The 20,364-nt window shown below is 68.8% G+C and carries 23 protein-coding genes; 15 read left to right on the top strand and 8 right to left on the bottom strand.

Annotated elements, in window-relative coordinates:
* Positions 1-73 precede the first annotated feature (73 nt).
* Positions 74-1,252, bottom strand: coding sequence for an aspartate aminotransferase family protein (locus tag Q8Q88_RS08430; RefSeq protein WP_305674765.1), 1,179 nt, complete (start codon positions 1,250-1,252; stop codon positions 74-76).
* 158 nt (positions 1,253-1,410) lie between these two features.
* The gene (locus Q8Q88_RS08425) at positions 1,411-2,106 is read right to left on the bottom strand and encodes a hypothetical protein (RefSeq protein WP_305674748.1); all 696 of its coding nucleotides are present in this window, start codon (positions 2,104-2,106) and stop codon (positions 1,411-1,413) included.
* A gap of 175 nt (positions 2,107-2,281) precedes the next feature.
* Between Q8Q88_RS08425 and Q8Q88_RS08420 the strand changes: the two genes are divergently transcribed.
* Both Q8Q88_RS08420 and Q8Q88_RS08415 read left to right on the top strand, forming a co-directional pair.
* Positions 2,282-2,755 (top strand): hypothetical protein, encoded by a 474-nt coding sequence (locus Q8Q88_RS08420; protein WP_305674747.1) that lies wholly within the window; start codon positions 2,282-2,284, stop codon positions 2,753-2,755.
* Complete coding sequence (locus Q8Q88_RS08415) at positions 2,752-4,107, top strand: GAF domain-containing protein (RefSeq protein ID WP_305674746.1); 1,356 nt, start codon at positions 2,752-2,754, stop codon at positions 4,105-4,107. Before Q8Q88_RS08420 ends, Q8Q88_RS08415 begins: the two co-directional genes overlap by 4 nt.
* 35 nt (positions 4,108-4,142) lie before the next feature.
* On the opposite strand, the gene Q8Q88_RS08410 is transcribed toward Q8Q88_RS08415, so the two are convergent.
* Positions 4,143-4,964, bottom strand: a complete 822-nt coding sequence (locus Q8Q88_RS08410; protein ID WP_305674745.1) for an ABC transporter permease — start codon at positions 4,962-4,964, stop codon at positions 4,143-4,145.
* A 227-nt stretch (positions 4,965-5,191) separates the two neighbouring features.
* Here Q8Q88_RS08410 and Q8Q88_RS08405 point away from each other — a divergent pair, with 227 nt between their 5' ends.
* From Q8Q88_RS08405 to Q8Q88_RS08360, 10 genes are all read left to right on the top strand, one after another.
* Positions 5,192-5,695: a GcrA family cell cycle regulator gene (locus Q8Q88_RS08405; protein ID WP_305674744.1), complete on the top strand. Its 504-nt coding sequence runs from the start codon at positions 5,192-5,194 to the stop codon at positions 5,693-5,695.
* A gap of 140 nt (positions 5,696-5,835) precedes the next feature.
* Positions 5,836-7,272: an exodeoxyribonuclease VII large subunit gene (xseA, locus tag Q8Q88_RS08400; RefSeq protein WP_305674743.1), complete on the top strand. Its 1,437-nt coding sequence runs from the start codon at positions 5,836-5,838 to the stop codon at positions 7,270-7,272.
* A 32-nt stretch (positions 7,273-7,304) separates the two neighbouring features.
* Entirely contained in the window at positions 7,305-7,586 is a 282-nt protein-coding gene (locus tag Q8Q88_RS08395; protein WP_305674742.1) for an acylphosphatase, read from the top strand.
* Positions 7,587-7,634: 48 nt separating this feature from the next.
* Entirely contained in the window at positions 7,635-7,859 is a 225-nt protein-coding gene (locus Q8Q88_RS08390; protein WP_254835950.1) for a DUF2093 domain-containing protein, read from the top strand.
* Positions 7,838-8,689, top strand: coding sequence for a M23 family metallopeptidase (locus Q8Q88_RS08385; RefSeq protein ID WP_305674741.1), 852 nt, complete (start codon positions 7,838-7,840; stop codon positions 8,687-8,689). Before Q8Q88_RS08390 ends, Q8Q88_RS08385 begins: the two co-directional genes overlap by 22 nt.
* 189 nt (positions 8,690-8,878) lie before the next feature.
* Complete coding sequence (locus tag Q8Q88_RS08380) at positions 8,879-10,867, top strand: TonB-dependent siderophore receptor (RefSeq protein ID WP_305674740.1); 1,989 nt, start codon at positions 8,879-8,881, stop codon at positions 10,865-10,867.
* A gap of 2 nt (positions 10,868-10,869) precedes the next feature.
* Positions 10,870-11,430 (top strand): YfiR family protein, encoded by a 561-nt coding sequence (locus Q8Q88_RS08375; RefSeq protein WP_305674739.1) that lies wholly within the window; start codon positions 10,870-10,872, stop codon positions 11,428-11,430.
* Between the two features lie 2 nt (positions 11,431-11,432).
* Positions 11,433-13,097, top strand: a complete 1,665-nt coding sequence (locus Q8Q88_RS08370) for a sensor histidine kinase (RefSeq protein ID WP_305674738.1) — start codon at positions 11,433-11,435, stop codon at positions 13,095-13,097.
* A gap of 5 nt (positions 13,098-13,102) precedes the next feature.
* The gene (locus Q8Q88_RS08365) at positions 13,103-13,504 is read left to right on the top strand and encodes a response regulator (protein WP_305674737.1); all 402 of its coding nucleotides are present in this window, start codon (positions 13,103-13,105) and stop codon (positions 13,502-13,504) included.
* A 96-nt stretch (positions 13,505-13,600) separates the two neighbouring features.
* Entirely contained in the window at positions 13,601-13,996 is a 396-nt protein-coding gene (locus tag Q8Q88_RS08360; RefSeq protein WP_305674736.1) for an EF-hand domain-containing protein, read from the top strand.
* 3 nt (positions 13,997-13,999) lie between these two features.
* Here Q8Q88_RS08360 and lepB read toward each other — a convergent pair whose 3' ends face one another.
* Together lepB and Q8Q88_RS08350 are read right to left on the bottom strand one after the other, a co-directional pair.
* On the bottom strand, positions 14,000-14,773 hold the full coding sequence (lepB, locus tag Q8Q88_RS08355; RefSeq protein ID WP_305674735.1) for a signal peptidase I: 774 nt from the start codon (positions 14,771-14,773) through the stop codon (positions 14,000-14,002).
* Between the two features lie 104 nt (positions 14,774-14,877).
* Positions 14,878-15,792 (bottom strand): lysophospholipid acyltransferase family protein, encoded by a 915-nt coding sequence (locus tag Q8Q88_RS08350; RefSeq protein ID WP_305674734.1) that lies wholly within the window; start codon positions 15,790-15,792, stop codon positions 14,878-14,880.
* 127 nt (positions 15,793-15,919) lie between these two features.
* On the opposite strand from Q8Q88_RS08350, the gene Q8Q88_RS08345 reads away from it, so the two are divergent.
* Together Q8Q88_RS08345 and hisN are read left to right on the top strand one after the other, a co-directional pair.
* Positions 15,920-16,312 (top strand): helix-turn-helix domain-containing protein, encoded by a 393-nt coding sequence (locus Q8Q88_RS08345; protein WP_254835948.1) that lies wholly within the window; start codon positions 15,920-15,922, stop codon positions 16,310-16,312.
* Between the two features lie 76 nt (positions 16,313-16,388).
* On the top strand, positions 16,389-17,210 hold the full coding sequence (gene hisN / locus Q8Q88_RS08340; protein WP_305674733.1) for a histidinol-phosphatase: 822 nt from the start codon (positions 16,389-16,391) through the stop codon (positions 17,208-17,210).
* Here hisN and Q8Q88_RS08335 read toward each other — a convergent pair whose 3' ends face one another.
* From Q8Q88_RS08335 to Q8Q88_RS08325, 3 genes are all read right to left on the bottom strand, one after another.
* On the bottom strand, positions 17,211-18,599 hold the full coding sequence (locus Q8Q88_RS08335; protein ID WP_305674732.1) for an alpha/beta fold hydrolase: 1,389 nt from the start codon (positions 18,597-18,599) through the stop codon (positions 17,211-17,213).
* 7 nt (positions 18,600-18,606) lie between these two features.
* Positions 18,607-18,915 carry an SCP2 sterol-binding domain-containing protein gene (locus Q8Q88_RS08330; protein ID WP_305674731.1) on the bottom strand — a complete coding sequence of 103 codons (309 nt, stop codon included), beginning with the start codon at positions 18,913-18,915 and terminating at the stop codon, positions 18,607-18,609.
* 107 nt (positions 18,916-19,022) lie between these two features.
* A complete protein-coding gene (locus Q8Q88_RS08325; protein ID WP_305674730.1) occupies positions 19,023-19,466 on the bottom strand; it encodes a DUF3617 family protein in 444 nt (147 codons plus the stop codon).
* A gap of 150 nt (positions 19,467-19,616) precedes the next feature.
* Here Q8Q88_RS08325 and Q8Q88_RS08320 point away from each other — a divergent pair, with 150 nt between their 5' ends.
* Positions 19,617-20,228: an MSMEG_1061 family FMN-dependent PPOX-type flavoprotein gene (locus tag Q8Q88_RS08320; protein ID WP_305674729.1), complete on the top strand. Its 612-nt coding sequence runs from the start codon at positions 19,617-19,619 to the stop codon at positions 20,226-20,228.
* The last annotated feature ends 136 nt before the right edge of the window (positions 20,229-20,364 follow it).

Genomic DNA, 20,364 nt, shown 5'->3' with positions numbered 1-20,364 from the left:
CTCGACCCCGGTGAGGGCCGAGCGGAATGTCAGCTTTGGTCCCCGCTTTCGCGGGGATGAGCGGATTTGAGTCTCAGGCCGCGGCCTTGGCCTTGGCGCGGGCGGCGTCGCAGGCGCGTTCCAGACGCTCGACCGCCTCGCGGGCCTCGTCGAGAGTCAGGTTCAGCGGCGGCAGCAGGCGCACGCAGTTGTCGCCGCCACCAGCGATCAGCAGGTTCTGGTCGCGGGCATGCTGCATCATCTCGCGGTTCGGGGTGGCCAGCTTCAGGCCGATCAGCAGGCCCTTGCCGCGGATGTCGAGGATGACGTCTGGATAGCGGTCCTTGAGGCCGGTGAACTGCTGATTGAAGTAGCCGGCGACCTCGCGGACGTTGGCCAGCAGCTCGGGGCTGGTCAGCTCTTCCATGGAGGCGAGCGCCACGGCCATGGCCAGCGGATTGCCGCCGTAGGTCGAGCCGTGCGAGCCGACGCTCATGCCCGAGGCGGCCTCGGCCGTGGCCAGGCAGGCGCCCACCGGGAAGCCTCCGCCCAGGGCCTTGGCCACGGCCATGATGTCGGGGGTCGCGCCCTGCGCCCACTCATGGGCGAAGAGCTTGCCCGTCCGGCCCAGGCCGCACTGGATCTCGTCGAGGATCAGCAGGGTCCCGGTCTCGTCGCAGAGCTGGCGCAGGTCCTTGAGGCTCTGTTCGGACAGCGAGCGGGCGCCGCCCTCGCCCTGGACGGGCTCGATGATGATCGCCGCGGTGGTCGGGCCGACAGCGGCCTTCAGGGCGTCGAAATCGTCGAAGGGCAGCTGTATGAAGCCCGGCATGCGCGGGCCGAAGCCCTCCAGGTAGCTGGCGTTGCCCGAGGCGTTGACCGCCGCCAGGGTCCGGCCGTGGAACGAACCATCGAACCCAATGATGTCGATGCGTTCCGGATGGCCCTTGGACCAGTGGTACTTGCGCGCGGTCTTGATCGCGCACTCGATGGCCTCGGCGCCGGAGTTGGTGAAGAAGGCCACGTCCAGGCCGGTGGCCTGGGTCAGCACCTTGGCGAGCTTCTCCTGGCCCGGGATCGTGAAGACGTTGGAGACGTGCCAGAGCTTCTCGGCCTGGTCTTTCACCGCCTGGACCAGCTTGGGGTGGGCGTGGCCCAGGCCCGTGGTGGCGATGCCGGCCATGCAGTCGAGGTATTCCTCGCCGTCCGTGGTGTAGAGACGCGCGCCCACGCCTCGTTCGAACGCCAGCGGGGCGCGGTTGTAGACGCCCATGATGTGGTCGTTGGGAACGGTCGCGGCTTGGGGCGCGGTCTTTTCGGACACGGGGTAACCCTCCAAAACGGAAGCATCCCCGCCGCTTGAGCGACGGGGACCGGAAGGCTTGGCGTTTTCGGCTTCGAACAGCGGTCTGTCAATGTTCGGTTCGAACTTCAGGCGACCAGCCCTTGGCGCTCGAGCTCCGCGAAATCGTTGGCCGGCAGGGTCGGCCGCGCCGCCAACTCGATCACCGCCGCATAGGCCTCCGCCGGCGCGCCCGCCTTCATGCCGCCGAGCAGGCCGGTCCGCTCGGCGGGGTTCATCGCCGGAAGCATCAGGCGCATGAATGCGATGACCTCTTCCGGCGCCAGCGATCCAATGATCGCCATCTCGATCCCCGCCAGTTCCTGATCGGTGAACAGGGCGCAAAGCTTCGGCCAGATGATCGTTTCTTCCTGCCGCATGTGCTCCAGGTCTTCGGCGACGAAGCCGCTGAAGGCCAGGTAGAGCACCCGGCCCAGCATGGGCTGGTCGGCGGGGGCTGCATGCTGCACCGCGCAGATGGCGATGGCCAGGCTGTCGAACCGCGCCCGGTGATGGTCGTGCTGGGCGTCGAGATCGATGGTCGCGCCCGGCGCCCGGGCCTCCAGCGCGGCGTGGATGTGGGTCTCTTCGTGGGCCAGGTGCTTGGCGCCCAGCGCCAGGTGGGCGGCGAGATCGGCCAGCAGCTCGTCCTGGTCGCCGGTGAAGTCGGCGCGGCCGAGGCGGGCGGCCATGTCGCCATGGGCGAGCCGCAGCCCCTTGTGGACTGGACCATAGATGTCCCAGCGGCCCGCGACGGCCTGGGTGAGGAATTCGGTATCGGACATGGGGCGTCTCATCATCTGGCCGCCCGGAAGGCGTCGCGGCGGCGGGTTTCGATGGATGCTGTCTAGACGCGGCTCCCTGAGCCTTCATCCTAAATGGTTCCTATCGAGCGAACGGCGTTCCTAAGATTACGCTATGCGGCTACTGTTGCGGTGAACCGCAATGGGGTGGCGGCGCGTGATCGACCAGGTCTTGGCGGCCTTTGTTCAAGGCCCGGTGATGATGATATTCGCGACGCGAAGCGCTGCCGGCCTTCCGGCCGTCGGCCGCGCCATCGGCGCCCGCGTGACGTCCGGACGCGACGCCATCGACATCTTCGTTTCCCCGAGCCAGTGGGCCGACGCTCTCAGCGGCGTCGCGGTCGGTTCGCAGATCGCCTTCACCGCCTGCCGGCCCTCCGACTACAAGACTTTCCAGTTCAAGGGCGAGGTCCTGGACGTCACACCGATGGACGGGGCCGATCAGGCGATGGCCGAACGCTATGCGGACGACATGACCAGGGTGCTGCTGGATCTGGGCGTGCAGCAGCCGCAGATCGACCACTGGCTCACCCGCGTCGGGCTGGTGAGGCTGAGGTTGCAGCCCAGGTCGACCTTCGCCCAGACCCCGGGCCCCGGAGCCGGCGCGCAACTCGCCCAGGTCGCGCCATGAGCATGCCCCTCAGCACCATCCGCGACTGCCTGGAAGGCGTGATCCCGTCGATCGTCGCGACTCTCGACGCCGCCGGCACGCCCAACGTCTCCTACCTCTCCCAGGTCTATCTGGTGGACGAGACCCACGTGGCCCTTTCCAACCAGTTCTTCTCGAAGACCGTCGCCAACGTGAAGGCCACAGGACGGGCCGCGGTGGTGGTCGTCGACGGCAGGACCGGACAGCAATACGCGCTCGACCTGGCCTACGAACGATCGCTGGGCGAGGGCGAGATCTTCGAGCGCATGGCCGCCCAGCTCAAGGCCATCAGTTCACAGCACGCCGTGGGCGAGGTGATGGCCCTGCGCAGCGCCGACCTCTATCGCGTCCTCGACTGCCGCAAGGTGCCCGGCGCAGCGGTGACCACCGCCGCAAAGCAGCCGGATCTGGCCCATGACGGAGAGCGGCTGGCCTTGGCCGCGCGGCTGGCGGCGGCGGTCGCCGCCCAGTCCGACGCCGACGGCATGATCGACCGCACGCTCGACGGACTGACAAGAGACCTCGGCTTCGCCAACGTCATGGTCCTTTCGCTGGATGAAGGCGCTCCACGCCTCACCACCCTGGCCAGCCGCGGCTATGCGGTCGGCGGGGTGGGCTCGGAGGTGGCGCTGGGGGATGGCTCCATCGGCATCGCCGCGGCGACCCTGCGAGCGGTCCGCCTCAGCGACATGAGTCGTGGACGGCGTTTCGCCGAGGCCGTTCGAGACTCTGCCGAGATCGATGCCGCGCGCTTCATTCCCCTACCCGGGCTCGTGGAGCCCCAGAGCCAGCTCGCCGCGCCGATGATCAGCCGTGGCAAGGCGATGGGCGTGCTGTTCGCCGAGTCGCCCGAACGCTTCGGCTTCACCGGCGAGGACGAGGACGCCCTGACCCTGATCGGCGCCCAGTTGGCGGCAAGCCTGCGCCTGGCCGAACTGGAGTCCCGCGAAACCGCCTCCGCCGTCGCCCCGCCATCGGCCGGCGCCGGGGATGACCTCGGCGCCGGGAGCTTTCGGGTGAGGTCCTTCAGCTTCGACGACAGCGTGTTCATCGACGACGCCTACCTGATCAAGGGCGTGCCAGGTCGGCTGCTGTTTCACCTGTTGCAAGTGTTCGTGGAGACGGGACGGCGCGACTTCACCAACCGCGAAATCCGGCTTGAACCCAGCCTCAGGCTACCCGACCTGAAGGATAACCTCGAGACCCGGTTGATCCTGCTGCGCCGGCGGCTTGACGAGAAGGCCGCCCCCGTCCGGTTGATCCGTCCGGGGCGCGGCCAAATCCGGCTGGAAATCCAGGGGACTCCGCGCCTCGAGATGGCGGGGGGCGGCTAGGCTGACGCGGCGCCGAACGCCCGTCAGGTCGCGCCCTAGGTCTTCAGCTTATAACCGGTCTCGAACATCCACAGGCAGGTGAAGGCGAAGGCGATGACCAGGCCCGCGGTCATGCCCATGCCCGCGATCAGCGAGCCCTCGGCGTGGCCGATGAAGCCGTAGCGGAAGCCGTCGATCAGATAGAAGAACGGGTTGAAGTGGCTGGCCGTGCGGAACGGCTCGGGCAGCTTGTCGACCAGGTAGAAGGTGCCTGACAGGAAGGTCAGCGGCATGATGATGAAGTTGGTCACCACCGCCATGTGGTCGAACTTCTCCGCCCACAGACCGGCCATGATGCCAAGGAAGCCCAGGATCAGGGCCGCGCCGATCCCGAAATAGAGGATCGCCCACAGGTGGACGATCGGCAGGCTGGCGAAGGGCAGCACCGCCAGCCAGGTGACCGCGCCGACCACGACGCCGCGCGTCGCCGCGCCAAGCGCGAAGGCGCCGACCTGCTCAAGCGGGGTAAGCGGCGGGGTCATGAAATCGCCGATCAGGCCGTTGAACTTGGCCTGCAGCAGCGACGAGGACGAGTTGGCGAAGGCGTTGTTGAGGATCTGCATCATGATCAGGCCCGGCGCCACGAAGGTCGCGAAGGGGGTGCCGTGGATCGGCGGCGCCGCGCCGCGCACAGCCACCACGAAGACCATCATATAGAGCAGGGCCGTGACCACCGGCGCGGCCAGGGTCTGCATCCCCACCTTCCAGAACCTGCGGATCTCGCGCAGGTAGAGGGTCGAGAAGCCGGCCCAGTTGAAGCCGTGATAATCGCGCGGCAGGGGCGGAATGACCGCAGGGGCGTCGGGAACATCCTTCATGTCCGCCGATGTGCGCTCGCCGCGCGCAGATCGCAAGGGTGCGGCGTGAGGACGCTACATCTTGTTCCTGTGGACTAAGCGTGTGGCGCCTATTGTGGCCGTTAGGGATTTGGTTACGATATCTAGTAGTTGATGGAGCCCGCAAAAGCGTGCTGCCACAAGATGTTGATCCCGGACACCACCGCGGGGGCGGCGCCGGGATGTTGCCAAAACGGTGGAGGCCAGACATGGGTTGGACCGACGAACGCGTCGAGAATCTGAAGAAGCTCTGGCAGGACGGCCTGTCGGCCAGTCAGATCGCGAAACAATTGGGCGGGGTGACCCGCAACGCCGTCATCGGCAAGGTCCACCGCCTGGGGCTCTCGGGCCGCGCCACGCCGTCCAAACCAGCCCGTCCGGTGTTCAAGGCGCCGCGTCCCGCCCGTCCGGCGGTCCAGCCCGCCGCGCCGCGCCGCCTGGCTGAGCCGGTCAGCGCCCAGAACATGCCCGTCCCCTCGCCCGTCCGCTATGTCGAGGAAGCCCCTGGCACCGCCACGGTGCTGACCCTGGGCGCCCACATGTGCAAGTGGCCGATCGGCGATCCGTCCAGTGACGGCTTCACCTTCTGCGGTCGCCGCCAGGACGACGGTCCCTACTGCATGGAGCACGCCCGGGTGGCCTATCAGCCGGCCCAGACCAAAAAGCGCTCAGGGGCCAACGAACTGGCCCGCTCGCTGCGGCGCTACATCTAGTTCACTTCCGGGGGGATGGGTCGAGGGCGCGTTCACACTGAAGGGCGATGCGTATCGTCGCCGAACGCGCCCCACCTATTTTGAGGCCCCGCTGAGCTAGGGGGTTGGGTTTGCGCCCGACCCCGCTACCTTCCTCCCCGATGACCGACGTCGACACCGACTCCAACGCCAAGGCCTATTCCGTCTCGGAGCTGGCCTTCGCGCTCAAGCGCACCTTGGAGGACGCCTACGGCTTCGTGCGCCTGCGCGCCGAACTGTCCAAGGTCACCCACCACTCCAACGGCCACGTCTATCTGACGCTCAAGGACGAGCGCGCGGCCATCGACGGGGTGGTGTGGAAGGGCTCGGTCCGCAACCTCTCGGTCCGGCCCGAGCAGGGGCTGGAGGTGATCGTCACCGGCAAGATCACCACCTATCCCGCCGGCTCCCGCTACCAGATCGTCATCGAGACCATGGAGGCGGCCGGGGTCGGCGCCCTGCTGGCCCAGCTCGAGCGGCTGAAGGTCAAGCTGCAGGCCGAAGGCCTGTTCGAGACCTCCGCCAAGCGCCCTCTCCCCGCCATGCCCGCGGTGGTGGGAGTGATCACCAGTCCCACCGGAGCTGTGATCCGCGACATCCTGCACCGCATCCGCGACCGCTGGCCCTGCCGCGTGATCGTCTGGCCGGTGGTGGTCCAGGGCGAGACCGCCGCCGCACAGGTCGGGAACGCCATCGCCCGGTTCAATGCGCTGGAGCCCGGCGGGCCGGTCCCCCGACCGGATATCATCATCGTCGCCCGTGGCGGCGGCTCGGTGGAGGACCTCTGGGCGTTCAACGACGAGACCCTGGCGCGGACCGTATTCGCCGGGACCATCCCGCTGATCTCGGCGGTGGGCCACGAGACCGACACCACCCTGATCGACTTCGTCTCCGACCGCCGCGCGCCCACCCCCACGGCGGCGGCGGAAATGGCGACTCCGGTGCTGGCCGAGCTGCGCGCCGGAATCGCCGATCTCTCGGCGCGCTTGCACCGCGGCGGCGGCCGGGCGGTTGAGGATCGCCGCGGCCGGGTGGAGAACGCCGGCCGGGCGCTCGCCCGCGTGCCCGACCTGGTGGAGATGGCCGCCCAGCGCTTCAACCTAGCCGCCAGCCGGCTGGGCGCGGGACTGTCGCGCAATGTGGCGGCCCATCACACGGCCCTGGTGCGGGTCTCCTCGCGCCTGTCGCCAGGCCTGCTGCTGCGGCCGCAGGACGTGCGCGCCGACCGGTTGGGCCGCCTGGCGATCCGGCTGCGCCCGGCCATGGATCGCGGGCTGGAGCGCGCCGGCGAGCGGCTGGTGAGCCTCGGCAAGCTCTACGCCTCGGTGAACCCGGACGCGCCGCTCAAGCGCGGCTTCGCCCGGGTCGAGCGGCCGGACGGCTCCCTGGTTCGCGAGGGCGGGTCGCTGGCCAGCGGCGAGGGCGTGCGTCTGGTCTTCGCCGACCAGACCCGCGAGGCGACCATCGACGGAACGCCCAGCGCCGCGCCGCCGACGCCCAAGCCCGCGCGCCCGGCGCGGAGCCCCACGATCCCGCCCGCCCAGGGCGATCTTTTCTAGACCCGACCGTCTCGCGGGCGTTGAATTCCGCCATGCAGCGCCACGCCATCCGCCTCAGCATCCGCGGTCGCGTCCAGGGCGTGGGCTATCGCTGGTGGGCCACGGAAGAGGCGCGGCGGCTGGGGCTCGACGGCTGGGTGCGCAACCGGCGGGACGGCTCGGTGGAACTCCTGGCCATCGGACCGGAAGCCGCGGTCGAGCAGCTTGTCGCGGCCTGCCGCAGCGGACCGCCGTCGGCCCGGGTGAGCCAGGTCGAAACCACCGGGGCGCAGGACGACGGCAGCCGCGGATTCCACGACCAGCCGACCCTATGAGGCGGGGCGACCTGTTCTAAACCGTCTCCGGACGCTAGAATGCCGCTCATGAACGCTCATGATCGTGACCTCGCCGGCCAGCCGGCCGACCTCGCCGTCCTGCACTATGGCGATGGCGAATTCGTCGTCCTCAAGCCTGGTCGCTACGTGCTCTGCGCTGTCACCAAGGCCAAGATCCCGGTAGAAGCCTTGCGCTACTGGAACCCCGCGCTGCAGGAAGCCTACGCCACCCCGGCGGAGGCCACGGCCCGATGGAAGGAACTCAACCCCTGAACCGCCGGGCGGCGCTCACGGGGCTAGCGACATTCGCGCTGGTCGGACCGGCCTATAGCGCCCCGCCCCGCCTGGACCTCAGCGGCCGCTACCAGCAGGGCGGCTTCGCGCTGGGCCGCACCGCGCCCCGCGCGCAGATCTTCCTCGACGGCCAGGAGGTGACCCAAGCCTCGGCCACCGGCGCCTTCGTGGTCGGCTTCGACCGGGACGCGGGCCCTAACGCCGTGGTCCGCGCGGTCGCCCCCGGGGGCGAGAGCGTGCGGACCCTGTCGATCGCGCCGGGCGACTACGACATCCAGCACATCGGCGGCCTGGGCGGGCGCAGCACCCGCAAGGCCAGTCCGGAGCTGGAAGCCCGCATCGCCTGGGAGACCCGGCGCAAGCGCGAGGCCTTCGCCAGCCGCGCCGAGCGCGAGGACTTCACCGGGGGGTTCGTCCTGCCGGTCGCCTATACCCGAGTCTCGGGCCGGTTCGGCGGCCAGCGGATCTTCAATGGCGTACCGCGTCCCCCGCACTATGGGATCGACCTCGCCGCCCCGCGTGGAACGGCCGTCTACGCCCCGGCCGGCGGGGTGGTGACCCTGGCCGAGAACGGCCTGCTGTACGAGGGCGGCCTGATCACCATCGACCATGGCCAGGGCCTGGTCAGCGCCTATCTGCACCTGTCGCGCATCGACGTCCTGCGCGGCCAGGTCGTGCGCCAGGGCGAGCTGATCGCCGCGGTCGGCGCCACCGGCCGGGCCACCGGTCCACACCTGTGCTGGCGGGTGCTGTGGCGCGGCCGGCACATGGACCCGATGCTGATGGTGGGCGCCCGAGCGCCGGCCTGAAGCCATCCATCGTTGTTCGCCGAGGCGAAAAACCACCTTAGGCGCGTGATCGAAGGCTTCTCCCCTCTTGCGCGCGACTCGCAGTATCATAAACCATCGCGTGTATCGTTGCCTCTCGGACCGTGCGGTGATTCACTCGCGAGCGACGCGAAAACTCTTTGTTGAAAACTTGGTGATTGCGGGCGGTCGATGAGGCGGGGTCACGGAGACGTCGGCGAGCAGCGGGAAGCCCACCCCGCCAAGCTGGCCGTCGCCTCGGCGCTCGGCGCCTTCCTGTTCCCGCTCCATGCCTTCGCGGCCACCGAACCGAACGCGGGCGCCCTTGCGGACCTGGGCCGGCTCTCGATCGAGGAACTGGCGAATATCGACGTCTCCTCGGTGTCGAAGACCGACCAGCCGTTGAGCGACGCCCCGGCGGCGATCTACGTCATCACCCATGACGACGTCATGCGCTCCGGCGCGACGAACATCCCCGACATCCTGCGCCAGGCTCCGAACCTGCATGTGGCGCAGATCACCGCCAGCAGCCACGCCATATCGGCGCGGGGCTTCAACGGTAGCGCCGCCGACAAGCTGCTGGTCCTGATCGACGGACGCAGCGTCTACACCCCGTTCTCCCACGGGGTGTTCTGGAACGCCCAGCACGTGCTGCCGGAAGACATCGAGCGGGTGGAGGTGATCGGCGGGCCCGGCGCGACCCTCTGGGGCGCCAATGCGGTCAACGGGGTGATCAACATCGTCACCCGCCGCTCGAGCGAGACTGAGGGCGGGGTGCTGGAAGTCGGCGGCGGCAATCTCGAGCAGCGCGCCAGCCTGCGGTACGGCGGAGCCCTTAGCGAGGCCCTGACCTATCGCGTCTATGCCGACGGGGTCGACTACGCCCACAGCGAAACCGCCGCCGGCGGGGACGCGCGGGATGGCTGGCGGCGACGCCAGGCCGGGTTCCGGCTGGACTGGTCGGGCTCGGACGACCTGATAACCCTGCAGGGCGACGCCTATCGCGGGACAGAGCAGGTGGCCGCCTCCCGCCACCAGGAGATTTCCGGCCACAATCTGACCGCCCGCTGGACCCACCCGACCGGCGGCGGCGGGACCCTGCAGGTCCAGGCCTATTATGATCACCTGGAACGCACCGTGCCTGGCCGGTTCGACAACCGCCTGAGCACCTACGACCTGGATGTGCAGCACAGCTTCTCATGGGGCGAAGCCCATCAGATCGTCTGGGGCGGCGGCTACCGGATCACCGACGACCAATTCCCGATCACGCCCACGCCGCCGCGCACCCAGTTCTTCGATCCTGTCGGCCGCCGGCAGGGCCTGGCCAACCTGTTCGTCCAGGACACCATCGCCCTGACCCCGGCGCTCAAGCTGACGCTCGGACTGAAGCTCGAGGACGACCCCTATACCGGGGTGGAGCCGCTGCCCACGGCGCGCCTGTCCTGGAAGGCCACCGACACCACCCTGATCTGGGCCGCGGTCTCCAGGGCCGTGCGCGCGCCATCGCGGCTCGACCGCGACTTCGTCGAGCTGACCGGCCTGTCCAGCACCTCAGCCGTGCGGCTGACGGGGCGCGACTTCCAGCCCGAGACCGTGATCGCCTACGAACTCGGCTATCGCGCCCAACCCTCGGCGCGGAGCTCCGTCTCCATCTCCGCCTTCTACAACGTCTATGACGACCTGCGGAGTTTCGAGTTGACGGGCGGTAGGTTGCCGATCGTGTTCGACAACCGGATGGAGGGCGAGACCTACGGCGTCGAGGCCTGGGGAGTCTATCAGGTCGCCGACTGGTGGCGGCTCTCCGGCGGCGCCAACTGGCTGCGCAAGCGCCTCCGCTATGAACCGGGCTCCAGCCAGATCGTCGGCACGCAGATCGCCGGGAACGATCCGACGCACCAGGCGTCGATTCGCTCGATGATGGATTTCGGCCATGGGGTCAGCCTGGACCTCGACCTGCGCAGGATCGTCGCCCTGCCCAACCCAGCGTCACCGGCCTACGCCGAGCTCGGCGCGCGGATCGCCTGGGCGATCTCGCGATCGCTTGAGGTCTCGCTCACCGGGGCCAATCTTCTGAACGACCATCATTCGGAGTTCGGGACGGCCAAAGCCAACGTCCAGATCGGCGCCACCGGCGTTGAGTCGGCCCGCAGCGTCTTCATCGACTTGCGATGGAGATTCTAGCCATGGCGTTGCGGAGCCTCGATCGCCTGCGGCCCGCAGTCCTGCTGGCCCTGATCTGCGCGATCGTCTCCGGCGGTCCTGGACGGGCCCAGGCCAGCGCCTCCGAATCCGCCGTCAAGGCGACCTATCTCTACAAGTTCGCGCCCTTCGTCCGTTGGCCCGCCTCGGCCTTTCCATCCCAATCGAGCCCCTTCCATCTTTGCGTCGTGGGGAACGATCCGTTCGGCACGGTGCTGGAACAGGCGGTCAGCGGCCAACATCTCGACGGGCATCCGATGGCCGTCCGCCGGCTCCGAAGCGCGGAAAGCGGCGCCGGATGCCATATCCTCTATCTCGGCGACGCCGCTGGCCGGTCGTCGGCCGACACGCTTCGCAACATCAAGGGCGCACCGGTCCTGACAGTCTCGGACCAGAGCAAGGCCGTCCGCGGGGCAGTCATCCAGTTCATCGTCAAGAACGGCCGCGTCCGCTTCGATATCGACACCAGCGCCGCCGCCGCCAACGGCGTGACGATCAGCTCGAAGCTCCTGAGCCTCGCGGTCTCCGCCAGGCCTGGAGGGTAGGGATGAAGCTGATCCCGCGCCCAGATGCCTGGAAGCAATGGCGGCCCGGTCCGCGCCTGGTGATCGCACTCGCGGTTGGTCTGGTTCTCGTCGGGCTGTCCATGGCCGTCTACAACGAGCACGTGGCCGGGGGCCAGAAGCTCCGCGCCGTCACGGTGCAGGCCGACATCCTGTCCGGCAGCGTGACCGCGGCCCTGGCCTTCGACGACCGCCTGGCGGCGCGCGAATATGTGGCGGCCCTAAGCGCCAACCACGACGTGGAGGCTGTCGGGGTCTACGATCTGCAGGGCGGCCTGGTCGCCGGCTATTCCCGCGCCGGGTCGGAACTGCCCGCCACGAACCGGGTGGGGCCGCCCGCCCTGATCGGCGACCGACTGGTGGTGACGCGGCCGGTCGCCCAGGGCGCGACCCGACTCGGCTCGGTCTATCTGCGAACGATCAGCGAGCCGTTCGCCCGGCGCGCGGCCCGCTATGGCGGCATCGCCATGTTGATCGTCATGGCCTCGCTGGTGGTGATCGTACTCGGCGTCTCAAACTCGTCCCTCGCCGAAGCCCACCGGGCGCTGCGAGCCGAGATGGAGGAGCGCGGCAAGACCGAGGAGGCGCTTCGGCGCAGTCAGGTGATGGAGGCGGCGGCCCAACTCAGCCTCGCCACCGAACGCGGTCGCGCGGCGCTTCGCCAGTCCGAGCAGCAGTTGGAGTTCGCGCTGCAGGCAGGCCGTCTGGGGAGTTGGGAGCTGGACCTGGAGACCCGCCGCCTGGCCGCCTCGGCCTTCTTCCGCGCCAATTTCGGCTTCGAGGCGGACGAGCCCGTCGACCGCTACGAGCAGCTCTTCGCCCGGGTCCATCCGGACGATCGCGAGCGGCTGCAGCGCGCCGTGGACCGGGCCGTCGCCCTCGGGTCGGACCTGGAGACAGAGTGTCGGACGCTCGCCCACGACAGTGAGGTCAAGTGGGTCCAGATCCGTGGCCGGGCCGTCTATGACGACCGCGGCTCTCCGGTTCGCATGGCCGGGGTGTCGCTGGACATCACCGAACGCAAGCTCGCCGAAGAGCGACAGCGCGCCCTGCTCGACGAGCTGAACCACCGGGTCAAGAACACCCTGGCGACGGTGCAATCGATCGCCATGCAGACCAGCCGGACGGCGGAAACGGTGGCGGCGTTCGAGGGGGCTTTCCTCGCGCGGATCGGCGCGCTCGCCCGCGCTCACGACCTGCTGACCGAGGTCGCGTGGGACGGCGCGTCCCTGACCAGGGTCATCAGCCAGACGCTCGAACCCTATGTCGGCCAGGGCCAGGCGAACCGTGTCAACCTCACGGGCCCTGACGTCCGTCTGGGCCCGAACGCCGCCGTCACACTGACCATGGCCTTCCACGAGTTGGCGACCAACGCCGCCAAGTATGGCGCGTTCTCGACCCTGGCGGGCCAGGTGCACGTCAAATGGGACCTGGACAGCTCGAGCGACCCCGTTGCGGTCGAGATCGACTGGCGCGAGGTGGGCGGCCCGGCCGTCACGCCGCCGGAACGCCGCGGCTTCGGCTCACGGTTCATCGAAAAGGGACTCGCGCGCGAGTTCGACGGCGAGGTTCAACTGATCTTCAACCCGGAGGGCCTTCGCTGCCGCATGCGCTTGCCGCTGTCCCCCAAGCTGCAGATGGCCGCGTAGGCGCCGTGGGCTCCGCGCTCACAGGGCTCCGCCTGCTGATCGTCGAAGACGAGGCGATGGTCGCCATGATGATCGAGTTCATGCTCACCGACCTCGGCTGCGTGGTGGTGGACGTCGCCGGTACGGTGTCGCGCGGCCTCGCCCTGGCCGGAGACGAGGCGCTGGCGCTCGACGGCGCCATCCTCGACGTCAACCTTGGCGGGGAGAAGGTCTATCCGGTCGCCGAGGCGCTTCGCAGCCGGCATGTGCCGTTCATCTTCTCGACCGGCTACGGGATCGACGGCATTACCGAACAGTTCGCCCAGGTCCCGGCCCTGGCCAAGCCCTACGAACAACAGACCCTCGAGAACATGCTGCTCACCACGCTCCTCCCTGGAGCGTCACCGACCAGGGACGTCGCGCGCTAGGCCTGTCCGGACATGATTTTGCTGTCGTCCGGGCGCCAGATGGGTTTGGCTACACCCTTGGCGGCCCCGCGCCGCGCATCATTCCGGCGTCGCGTCATGCTTGAACCCAAGAAGCTGAAAAAGAGCGAATCCCTGGAGATTCGCATTCCACATCCGACCAAGCAGGCGTTCATGGCCCGGTGCCGGTCGGACGGCCGCTCGGCCAGCGACACCCTTCGCGCCTTCATCGAGCGCCACCTGGACGGCGAGGCGGCCCGCCCGGCTCCTCGCCGGCGCCGCCACCTGATCGCCGGAGCGATGATCGCTGCGGCGGTCGGCGCCATCGCCCTGCCCTCGCTCGCCCGGCCCAGCGCCCAGAGCGAATTCTCACGCCTGGACGCCGACGGCGACGGCCGGGTCACCTTCCGGGACCTGTCGCGTTTCGACCGCGACCGCGACGGCGCGATCAACTTCGAAGAGTATTGCGGAGCAAGCGCCCCGCCCCGGCGATAGGTCTCATCGCAGGGCCTGGAAGGCGCGGTCCGGATCGAACCGCATCACCCAGGTCCAGGGTTTGAAGATCTCGGCGCCGCCCCGCCACGACAGCAGGATGAACCGCGCCTTGCCCATCAGGTTGTCGGCCGGGACGAAACCGACCCCGACCTCGCTCGGCCAGCGGCTGTCCAGGGAGTTGTCGCGATTGTCGCCCATGACGAAGTAACGGCCCTCCGGCACCACATAGACCTCGGTGTCGTCGCCGGGCCGGCCCGGTCCCCGATCGAAGGTCGTGTAGGTCTGGCCGCTCGGCTTGGCCTCCTGCTCGCGCATCACCGTCAGGCCCGGCTCGCCCGGATCCTCGACCGGACCCAGCGGCGTCCGCGCGATGGGGACGCCGTTGACCGAGATGGTCCCGCCGACCACCTGCACCCGGTCGCCCGGCAGGCCGATGAGCCGCTTGATATAGGTCTCGCGCAGGTCGCGGGGCAGTTTGAACACCACCACGTCGCCCCGTTTCGGCGGCTTGCCCATCATCCGGCCGGCCGGCAGGGGCGGGCTGAACGGGATGGAGTGGCGGCTCCAGCCGTAGTCGAACTTCGAGACGATGATGTAGTCGCCGGTCAGCAGGGCCGGCTCCATTGAGGCCGTGGGAATGGTGTAGGGCTGGAAAAGGATCACCCGCAGGACCAGGGCGATCAACAGGGCCACACCGACGGTCTTGAGGGTGTCGGCGACCTCGGCGGCGAACGACTTGGCGCCGGCGGGGCCGGCGTCGCGGGTGGAAGCGGTCATGAAGCTCTCGCCGAGGCCAATCGAAGGCCCCTTCGATCGGCCCATCGCGCCGCCGCTTCAAGCCAGGTTATGTCCGGACGTCGGCCTCGTCTGTCCGGACAGGCTCACCGCGCGCGCCTGTAGACCTCGCTGGGCCAGCGCCTGTGGGTCCAGAACCATTCGGCGGGCCGTTCCAGCACCTGGGCCTCGATGAAGGCATTGATCCTGCGCACGCCGGCCTCGATGTCGGCGGCCATGTCGCCGGTCTTGGTGAGCTCGATCGGGTCGTGGACCACCACGCGGAAGCGGGCCTTGTGCTTGCGCTGCACCGACATGGGTTGCAGCACGGTGTCGAACCGCAGGGCCAGGCGCGAGGGGCCGGGCGCGGTGTGGACGGTGCGGCCGAAAAACGGCGCGGCCACCCCGCCGTTGAACTTCTGGTCGTTCATCAGGGCCACGGACTCGCCTCGCCCCAGGGCGGCGAGGAGTTCGCGCGCGCCGTCGCCGCCCTTGGGCGCGAAATAGCGGACCCCGTAGCGGAAGCGATAGTCACGGACCCGCGCCTCCACATGCGGGTTGTTCATCGCCCGATAGGTGATCTGGCTGACCACCGGCGAATTCACGATCACCGCGGGCATCACCTCGAAATTCGAGAAGTGGCCCGAAACGAACACCACGGGCTCCTTCTTGGCGGCGATCTGCCGCAGGCGGGCGGCGTTCACCACCTCGACTCGATCTGGATCTCCGATGATCCGGTCCATGATCAGCAGCTCCAGGAAGGTGCGGCCGGTATTGTCCCATTGCGCCCGCAGCAGGCGGCCGACTTCGGCTTCGGAGGCCTGGGGAAAGACGATCCTCAGGTTGGTCTCGGCCACCCGATGGGCGCTGGTCAGCGGGCCTAAGGTCTTGAAAAACCAGGCGCCGAAGTCGGAGACCGTGTCCACGGGCAGGGTACGGGCGAGCAGGATCACCGCATCGAAGGCCATGGCCTCGAGGCGCCAGAGGAAATCCTGCCATCGCGAGGGTCCAGCTTGGGTCATCCCCCTCTACTAGTCGCGTCGTTCCCCTCCGTGCAACGCGAACCCCGCTCGCTTGGCGCGCGATTTGCGCGATCCAGCTCAAGCCGTTTCGTTTTGGGACGGCTCCAAGCAGATGCGAGGGGGCGATATGGAGCCCATGGGCAACAACATCGACGTTCACCTGGGCAAGCGTCTTCGCCGGCGTCGCCGGCTGCTCGGCCTGACCCAACAACAACTGGCCGGCGCCTGCGGCGTCCGGTTCCAGCAAATCCAGAAGTACGAGTGCGGCGCCAACCGCATCTCCGCGGCCCGCCTGTGGCAGCTCTCCGAAGCCCTGGAAGTGCCGGTCGGCTACTTCTACGACGGCTTCGCCGAAGCCGCGCAGCGCGAGACCGCGGGCGAAGGTGAAGCCGGCGGCGAGATGTTCGCCCGCAAGGAAACCCTCGACCTGATCCGCGCCTACTACCAGCTCGGCGAGCGTCCGCGCCGCCGTCTCCTAGACCTCGCCAAGTCGCTCAACGGCGACCATCCCATCGCCTGAGCCAACGCGACATTGGCGACCCGCGGGCCCTGGGGGGGGATTTCGCGGGGACCGGCGGCGGGGTAAAGCGGGAGCCATGCCCGACTCCAACCTCGCCGCCGGCCGTCTTTCTGAGCTGGACAGCTTCCTGATCGAGCTCAACGCCGCCTCGGCGGCCGCCATCGAACCGCTGTTCCGCGCCGACCACGGCCTGGAAGACAAGGGCGGAGCCAAGGGCTTCGATCCCGTCACCGCCGCCGACAAGGGCGCGGAGGCCGCCATCCGACAACTGATCTCGCAGCGCCATCCCGAACACGGGGTGATCGGCGAGGAATACGGCGAGGATCGCCCGGACGCCGAGTTCGTCTGGGTGCTGGATCCCGTCGACGGCACGCGGGCCTTCATCGCCGGCCTGCCGCTGTGGTGCACCCTGATCGGCCTGCGCCACCAGGGGAAGCCGGTCCTGGGCTCCATCGGACAACCCTATCTCGGCGAGCTCTATATCGGCCATGCCGGCGGTTCGCGGCTGATGTCGCGTGGCGGGAGCCGGCCGCTGAGGGTTAGGCCCTGCCCCAAGCTCACCGACGCCATCATCGCCACCACCGATCCCGAGGGCTGTTTCGACGGGCCGGAGCTGGGCGCCTGGACCCAGGTGCGGGCGGCGGCCAAGCTGGCGCGGCTGGGCTGCGACGCCTACGCCTACGCCATGGTGGCGGCCGGAACGATGGACATGGTCATCGAGGCCGGCCTGAAGTCCTGGGACATCGAGAGCGCCATTCCGCTGATCGCGGGCGCGGGCGGCGTGGTCACCGACTGGCGCGGGGCGCCGGTCGGCCAGCACGGCGGTCAGATCGTCATCGCCGGCGACCAGGCCTGCCTGGATGAGGCCCTGGTCGCGCTCCGGCGGTCGGCGAAATAGCTACTTCTTCGGCGCCGGCTTCTTCGCGGCGGCGGGTTTCTTTGCGGCCTTCGGAGCCGGCTTGGCCGCGGCGGGCTTGACCACCTTGGCGGCGGCCGGCTTCGCGGCGGGCTTGGCGGGCGCCTTCTTCGGCGCGGCGGCCTTGGGCGCGGACTTCGCGGCAGGTTTCGCAGCCGCCTTCTTGGCCGCGGGCTTGGCCGCAGCAACCGGCTTCGCGGCGACTTTGGCGGGAGCCTTCTTCGCCGCGACGGGCTTGGCGGCCGCTTTCGGCGTCGCGGCCTTGGCCGGGGCCTTCTTCGCGACCGGCTTGGGGGCCGTGGGTTTCGGAGCCGCAGCTTTCGGCGCGGCAGCTGCGGGGGCGGGAGCCGGAGTGGGAGCCGGAGCGGCGGCAGCCACTGGAGCGGGCGCGGGGGTCGGCGCGGCGGCGGCCGGCGCGGCGGCGGGAGTCGGGGCGGGCGACTTGCCCGTCAGAGCGTCGAACGCTCGCAAGAAGATGTTCCGCATAGTGTCCGTCTCCATCAGGATTTCGTGGTAGGCGCCCGGCACGTCGAGGAACTCGCCCTTCGGCAGTTTCGCGGCCACGGTCCGTTGCGCATCGTTGTCGATAAGCTTGTCTTCTTCCGCCGAGCAGATGACGACCGGAATCGCCACGCTTTTCAAGTTCCCTGCCTGGCCGAGATAGGCGGTGGCTCGGAAGGCGAAGTCGAGCCAGCCCCAGGTGGGGCCGCCCAGCGCCAGTTCCGGATGGGCTGCGACCTGCGCCTGGGTCCGCGTCCAGCGGGCGCGGTCATGGGTAAGCACATTGGTCTCGAAGGTCTCGGGCGCGCTCGACGGCGGCCGGGCATAGCGTCCGGCGCGGCCGATCAGCACGTTGAGGCCGGCCAGGCCGCGCGCGATCGCCAGGGGGATATTGCCGGTGCGCACGCCCAGCATCGGAGCCGAGAGCAGGGCGCCCTCGAAGTGCTTGGCCTGGCCGTGGGCGAGCGCCAGCAGGGTCAGGCAACCGCCCATGGAGTGGCCGAGCGCGTACCAGGGCTTGGGCAAGCGCGGGCCGTAGGCGGCCAGCAGGGCCTCGTAGTCGCGCAGGAAGGCCTGGTAGCCGTCGGCGTGGCCAGCCAGGCGGTCCTGCAGGTCGCGATGCGACAGCCCCTGGCCGCGCCAGTCGTGGGTCAGCACCACGAAGCCGCGGGCGGTCAGTTCCTCGACGACCTCGAAATACTTCTCGATGGGTTCGGTGCGTCCGCCGCTCAGCACCACCGAGCCCACGGCCTTGCCCTTGGCCGGGAACAGGGCCGCGCGAAGGCGGACGCCGCCGGCGCCGCTGAACCAGTCGGCCTCGCCGCCCTGGGGGATCGGCGCAGTGGGGATGGCGATGAGGGGAGCGGTCACGGTCGTCTCATCCGAGCTTGGAGAACAGCGCTTGCATCTGCGGCTGCAGCGACATGGCCAGGCCCATGTCCGACAGCTTCAACCGGCCGGTCATGACCGCGGTCATGGGATCGAGCTGCCGGCGGCCAAGGGCCTCCAGATCGGCGTGCTTGACCGACACGGTCAGGTCAGCGGGCTTGTCCTCATTGGTGACCGCGTCGCCGTCGATATGGATGAAGCCTTCGCCGCGCAGGTCGATCTTGAAGCTCTTGCCCAGGCCGGCGTCCTCGCCGACCGCGGCCTTCACACGCTGCGTCAGTTCCTGAAGGGTCGCCATGCGGGGATCGTCTCTCACGGGGAAGTGAGCGGCACCTTCGCCCCTGGCGCGCGGCAAGTAAACGGCGCCGCTAGGGTTTTGGCGACGGCGCCCGTCGATCGCTCGGTCTAGGACGGCGCGGCCGCCGGTGCGGGGCAGGTGTCGGAGATCCGCTTGGCCTCGGTCGTCGCCCGGCCGCTGAGCGGTAGGCCCGACCAGGAGGTGTCGATATCGGCCACCATCTTGAAGGTCGTGGGCGAATAGGAGCCGGTGGCCTCCAGCAGGGCGGTGTGGCCGTTCTTGGTGGCGCACTTGCCCTTCAGCGTGATCTTGCCGCCTTTGAAGATCCGGGTGGGATAGTCGCATTTGTAGTGGCGATTGGACGGCCCCATCATGAACTTCTGCACCTCCGAGGGGGTGATGCAGCGGGTCTCCTTCTTGGTCTGGCTGATCACCGCGCTGACCTTGTTGGTCACCTCCCAGTAGCCCGGAAGGATCGCGCCATCCTGGGCGAACGCCGGAACGGCGAAGGCGCCGGCGACAAGGGCTGCGAAGAGGGTCGTGCGGAGCATGCCTGGCCTTTAGCGTGAAGCGTCCGTGTCGTTCTAGCCCGGACAAGATGGCCCATTTCTGACGTCGGGCGCGAGGTTCTGTTCATCTAGGGATGACAACCCGGGCTTGCACGCGCATAGTTGCGAACGCCTCGCAAGTGGAGAGCCGCCATGAAGACGCTGGACCTCGCCGATCTCGACCGGATCTACCGGCCGCCCGGCAAGCTCGTCCTGGAGAAAGCGCTGCCCCATGTGGAGAAGCACGGGAAGAGCTTCATCGCGCTCTCGCCCTTCTGCGTGGTGAGTTCGGCCGGACCCGACGGATCGATCGACGTCTCCCCGCGCGGCGGCGAGCCGGGCTTCGTCCATGTCAGCGAGGACGGCGCGACCCTCCACCTTCCCGACCGGCCCGGCAACAACCGCCTCGACACCCTGCGCAACCTGCTGGGCGGCCCGGGCCGGATCGGGCTGATGTTCATGATCCCCGGCTTCGACGATGTGTTCCGGGTCAATGGCCGGGCCTCGGCCACCGACGATCCGGCGTTGCTCGACCAGTTCGTGGAGTTCGGGAAGACCCCACGCCTGGTGGTCAGCATCGCGGTGGAGGAGGCCTACTTCCACTGTCCGAAGGCGATCATGCGCGGCCGGCTCTGGGACCCTGAGGCCCAGGTGGACCGGGCCACCCTGCCCTCCGGCGCCGAGATGGTCATGGACCAGCTCAACATGGGCAAGCCGACGGTCAGCGATGAGCAGATCATCGAGAGCTACAAGACGCAGCTCTAGAGCATGACCGTTTTAGCATGGAGCGTAGCCTGAGTTGACGAGGTAGTTGGCGCACTCGGTTGGGGTGAAGTGGTCGAGGAGTTGGCCGATGCGGCGCCAGGTGGCCTCGACGGTGCGTTCGGCGGCCTTGCGCAGC

The organism is Phenylobacterium sp. (genome assembly GCF_030697925.1).
Lineage (GTDB): Bacteria > Pseudomonadota > Alphaproteobacteria > Caulobacterales > Caulobacteraceae > Phenylobacterium.
The sequence above is the reverse complement of the archived record's forward strand: the minus strand, read 5'-3'. Positions and strand labels throughout refer to the sequence as shown.

Excerpts from the sequence above, each read along its gene's own strand:
- Q8Q88_RS08430 (WP_305674765.1), bottom strand. The coding sequence starts at position 1,252 with ATGGGCGTCTACAACCGCGCCCCGCTGGCGTTCGAACGAGGCGTGGGC.
- Q8Q88_RS08425 (WP_305674748.1), bottom strand. The coding sequence starts at position 2,106 with ATGTCCGATACCGAATTCCTCACCCAGGCCGTCGCGGGCCGCTGGGAC.
- Q8Q88_RS08415 (WP_305674746.1), top strand. The coding sequence starts at position 2,752 with ATGAGCATGCCCCTCAGCACCATCCGCGACTGCCTGGAAGGCGTGATC.
- Q8Q88_RS08410 (WP_305674745.1), bottom strand. The coding sequence starts at position 4,964 with ATGAAGGATGTTCCCGACGCCCCTGCGGTCATTCCGCCCCTGCCGCGC.
- Q8Q88_RS08405 (WP_305674744.1), top strand. The coding sequence starts at position 5,192 with ATGGGTTGGACCGACGAACGCGTCGAGAATCTGAAGAAGCTCTGGCAG.
- xseA (WP_305674743.1), top strand. The coding sequence starts at position 5,836 with ATGACCGACGTCGACACCGACTCCAACGCCAAGGCCTATTCCGTCTCG.
- Q8Q88_RS08395 (WP_305674742.1), top strand. The coding sequence starts at position 7,305 with ATGCAGCGCCACGCCATCCGCCTCAGCATCCGCGGTCGCGTCCAGGGC.
- Q8Q88_RS08390 (WP_254835950.1), top strand. The coding sequence starts at position 7,635 with ATGAACGCTCATGATCGTGACCTCGCCGGCCAGCCGGCCGACCTCGCC.
- Q8Q88_RS08385 (WP_305674741.1), top strand. The coding sequence starts at position 7,838 with ATGGAAGGAACTCAACCCCTGAACCGCCGGGCGGCGCTCACGGGGCTA.
- Q8Q88_RS08380 (WP_305674740.1), top strand. The coding sequence starts at position 8,879 with ATGAGGCGGGGTCACGGAGACGTCGGCGAGCAGCGGGAAGCCCACCCC.
- Q8Q88_RS08375 (WP_305674739.1), top strand. The coding sequence starts at position 10,870 with ATGGCGTTGCGGAGCCTCGATCGCCTGCGGCCCGCAGTCCTGCTGGCC.
- Q8Q88_RS08370 (WP_305674738.1), top strand. The coding sequence starts at position 11,433 with ATGAAGCTGATCCCGCGCCCAGATGCCTGGAAGCAATGGCGGCCCGGT.
- Q8Q88_RS08360 (WP_305674736.1), top strand. The coding sequence starts at position 13,601 with ATGCTTGAACCCAAGAAGCTGAAAAAGAGCGAATCCCTGGAGATTCGC.
- lepB (WP_305674735.1), bottom strand. The coding sequence starts at position 14,773 with ATGACCGCTTCCACCCGCGACGCCGGCCCCGCCGGCGCCAAGTCGTTC.
- Q8Q88_RS08350 (WP_305674734.1), bottom strand. The coding sequence starts at position 15,792 with ATGACCCAAGCTGGACCCTCGCGATGGCAGGATTTCCTCTGGCGCCTC.
- Q8Q88_RS08345 (WP_254835948.1), top strand. The coding sequence starts at position 15,920 with ATGGAGCCCATGGGCAACAACATCGACGTTCACCTGGGCAAGCGTCTT.
- hisN (WP_305674733.1), top strand. The coding sequence starts at position 16,389 with ATGCCCGACTCCAACCTCGCCGCCGGCCGTCTTTCTGAGCTGGACAGC.
- Q8Q88_RS08330 (WP_305674731.1), bottom strand. The coding sequence starts at position 18,915 with ATGGCGACCCTTCAGGAACTGACGCAGCGTGTGAAGGCCGCGGTCGGC.
- Q8Q88_RS08325 (WP_305674730.1), bottom strand. The coding sequence starts at position 19,466 with ATGCTCCGCACGACCCTCTTCGCAGCCCTTGTCGCCGGCGCCTTCGCC.
- Q8Q88_RS08320 (WP_305674729.1), top strand. The coding sequence starts at position 19,617 with ATGAAGACGCTGGACCTCGCCGATCTCGACCGGATCTACCGGCCGCCC.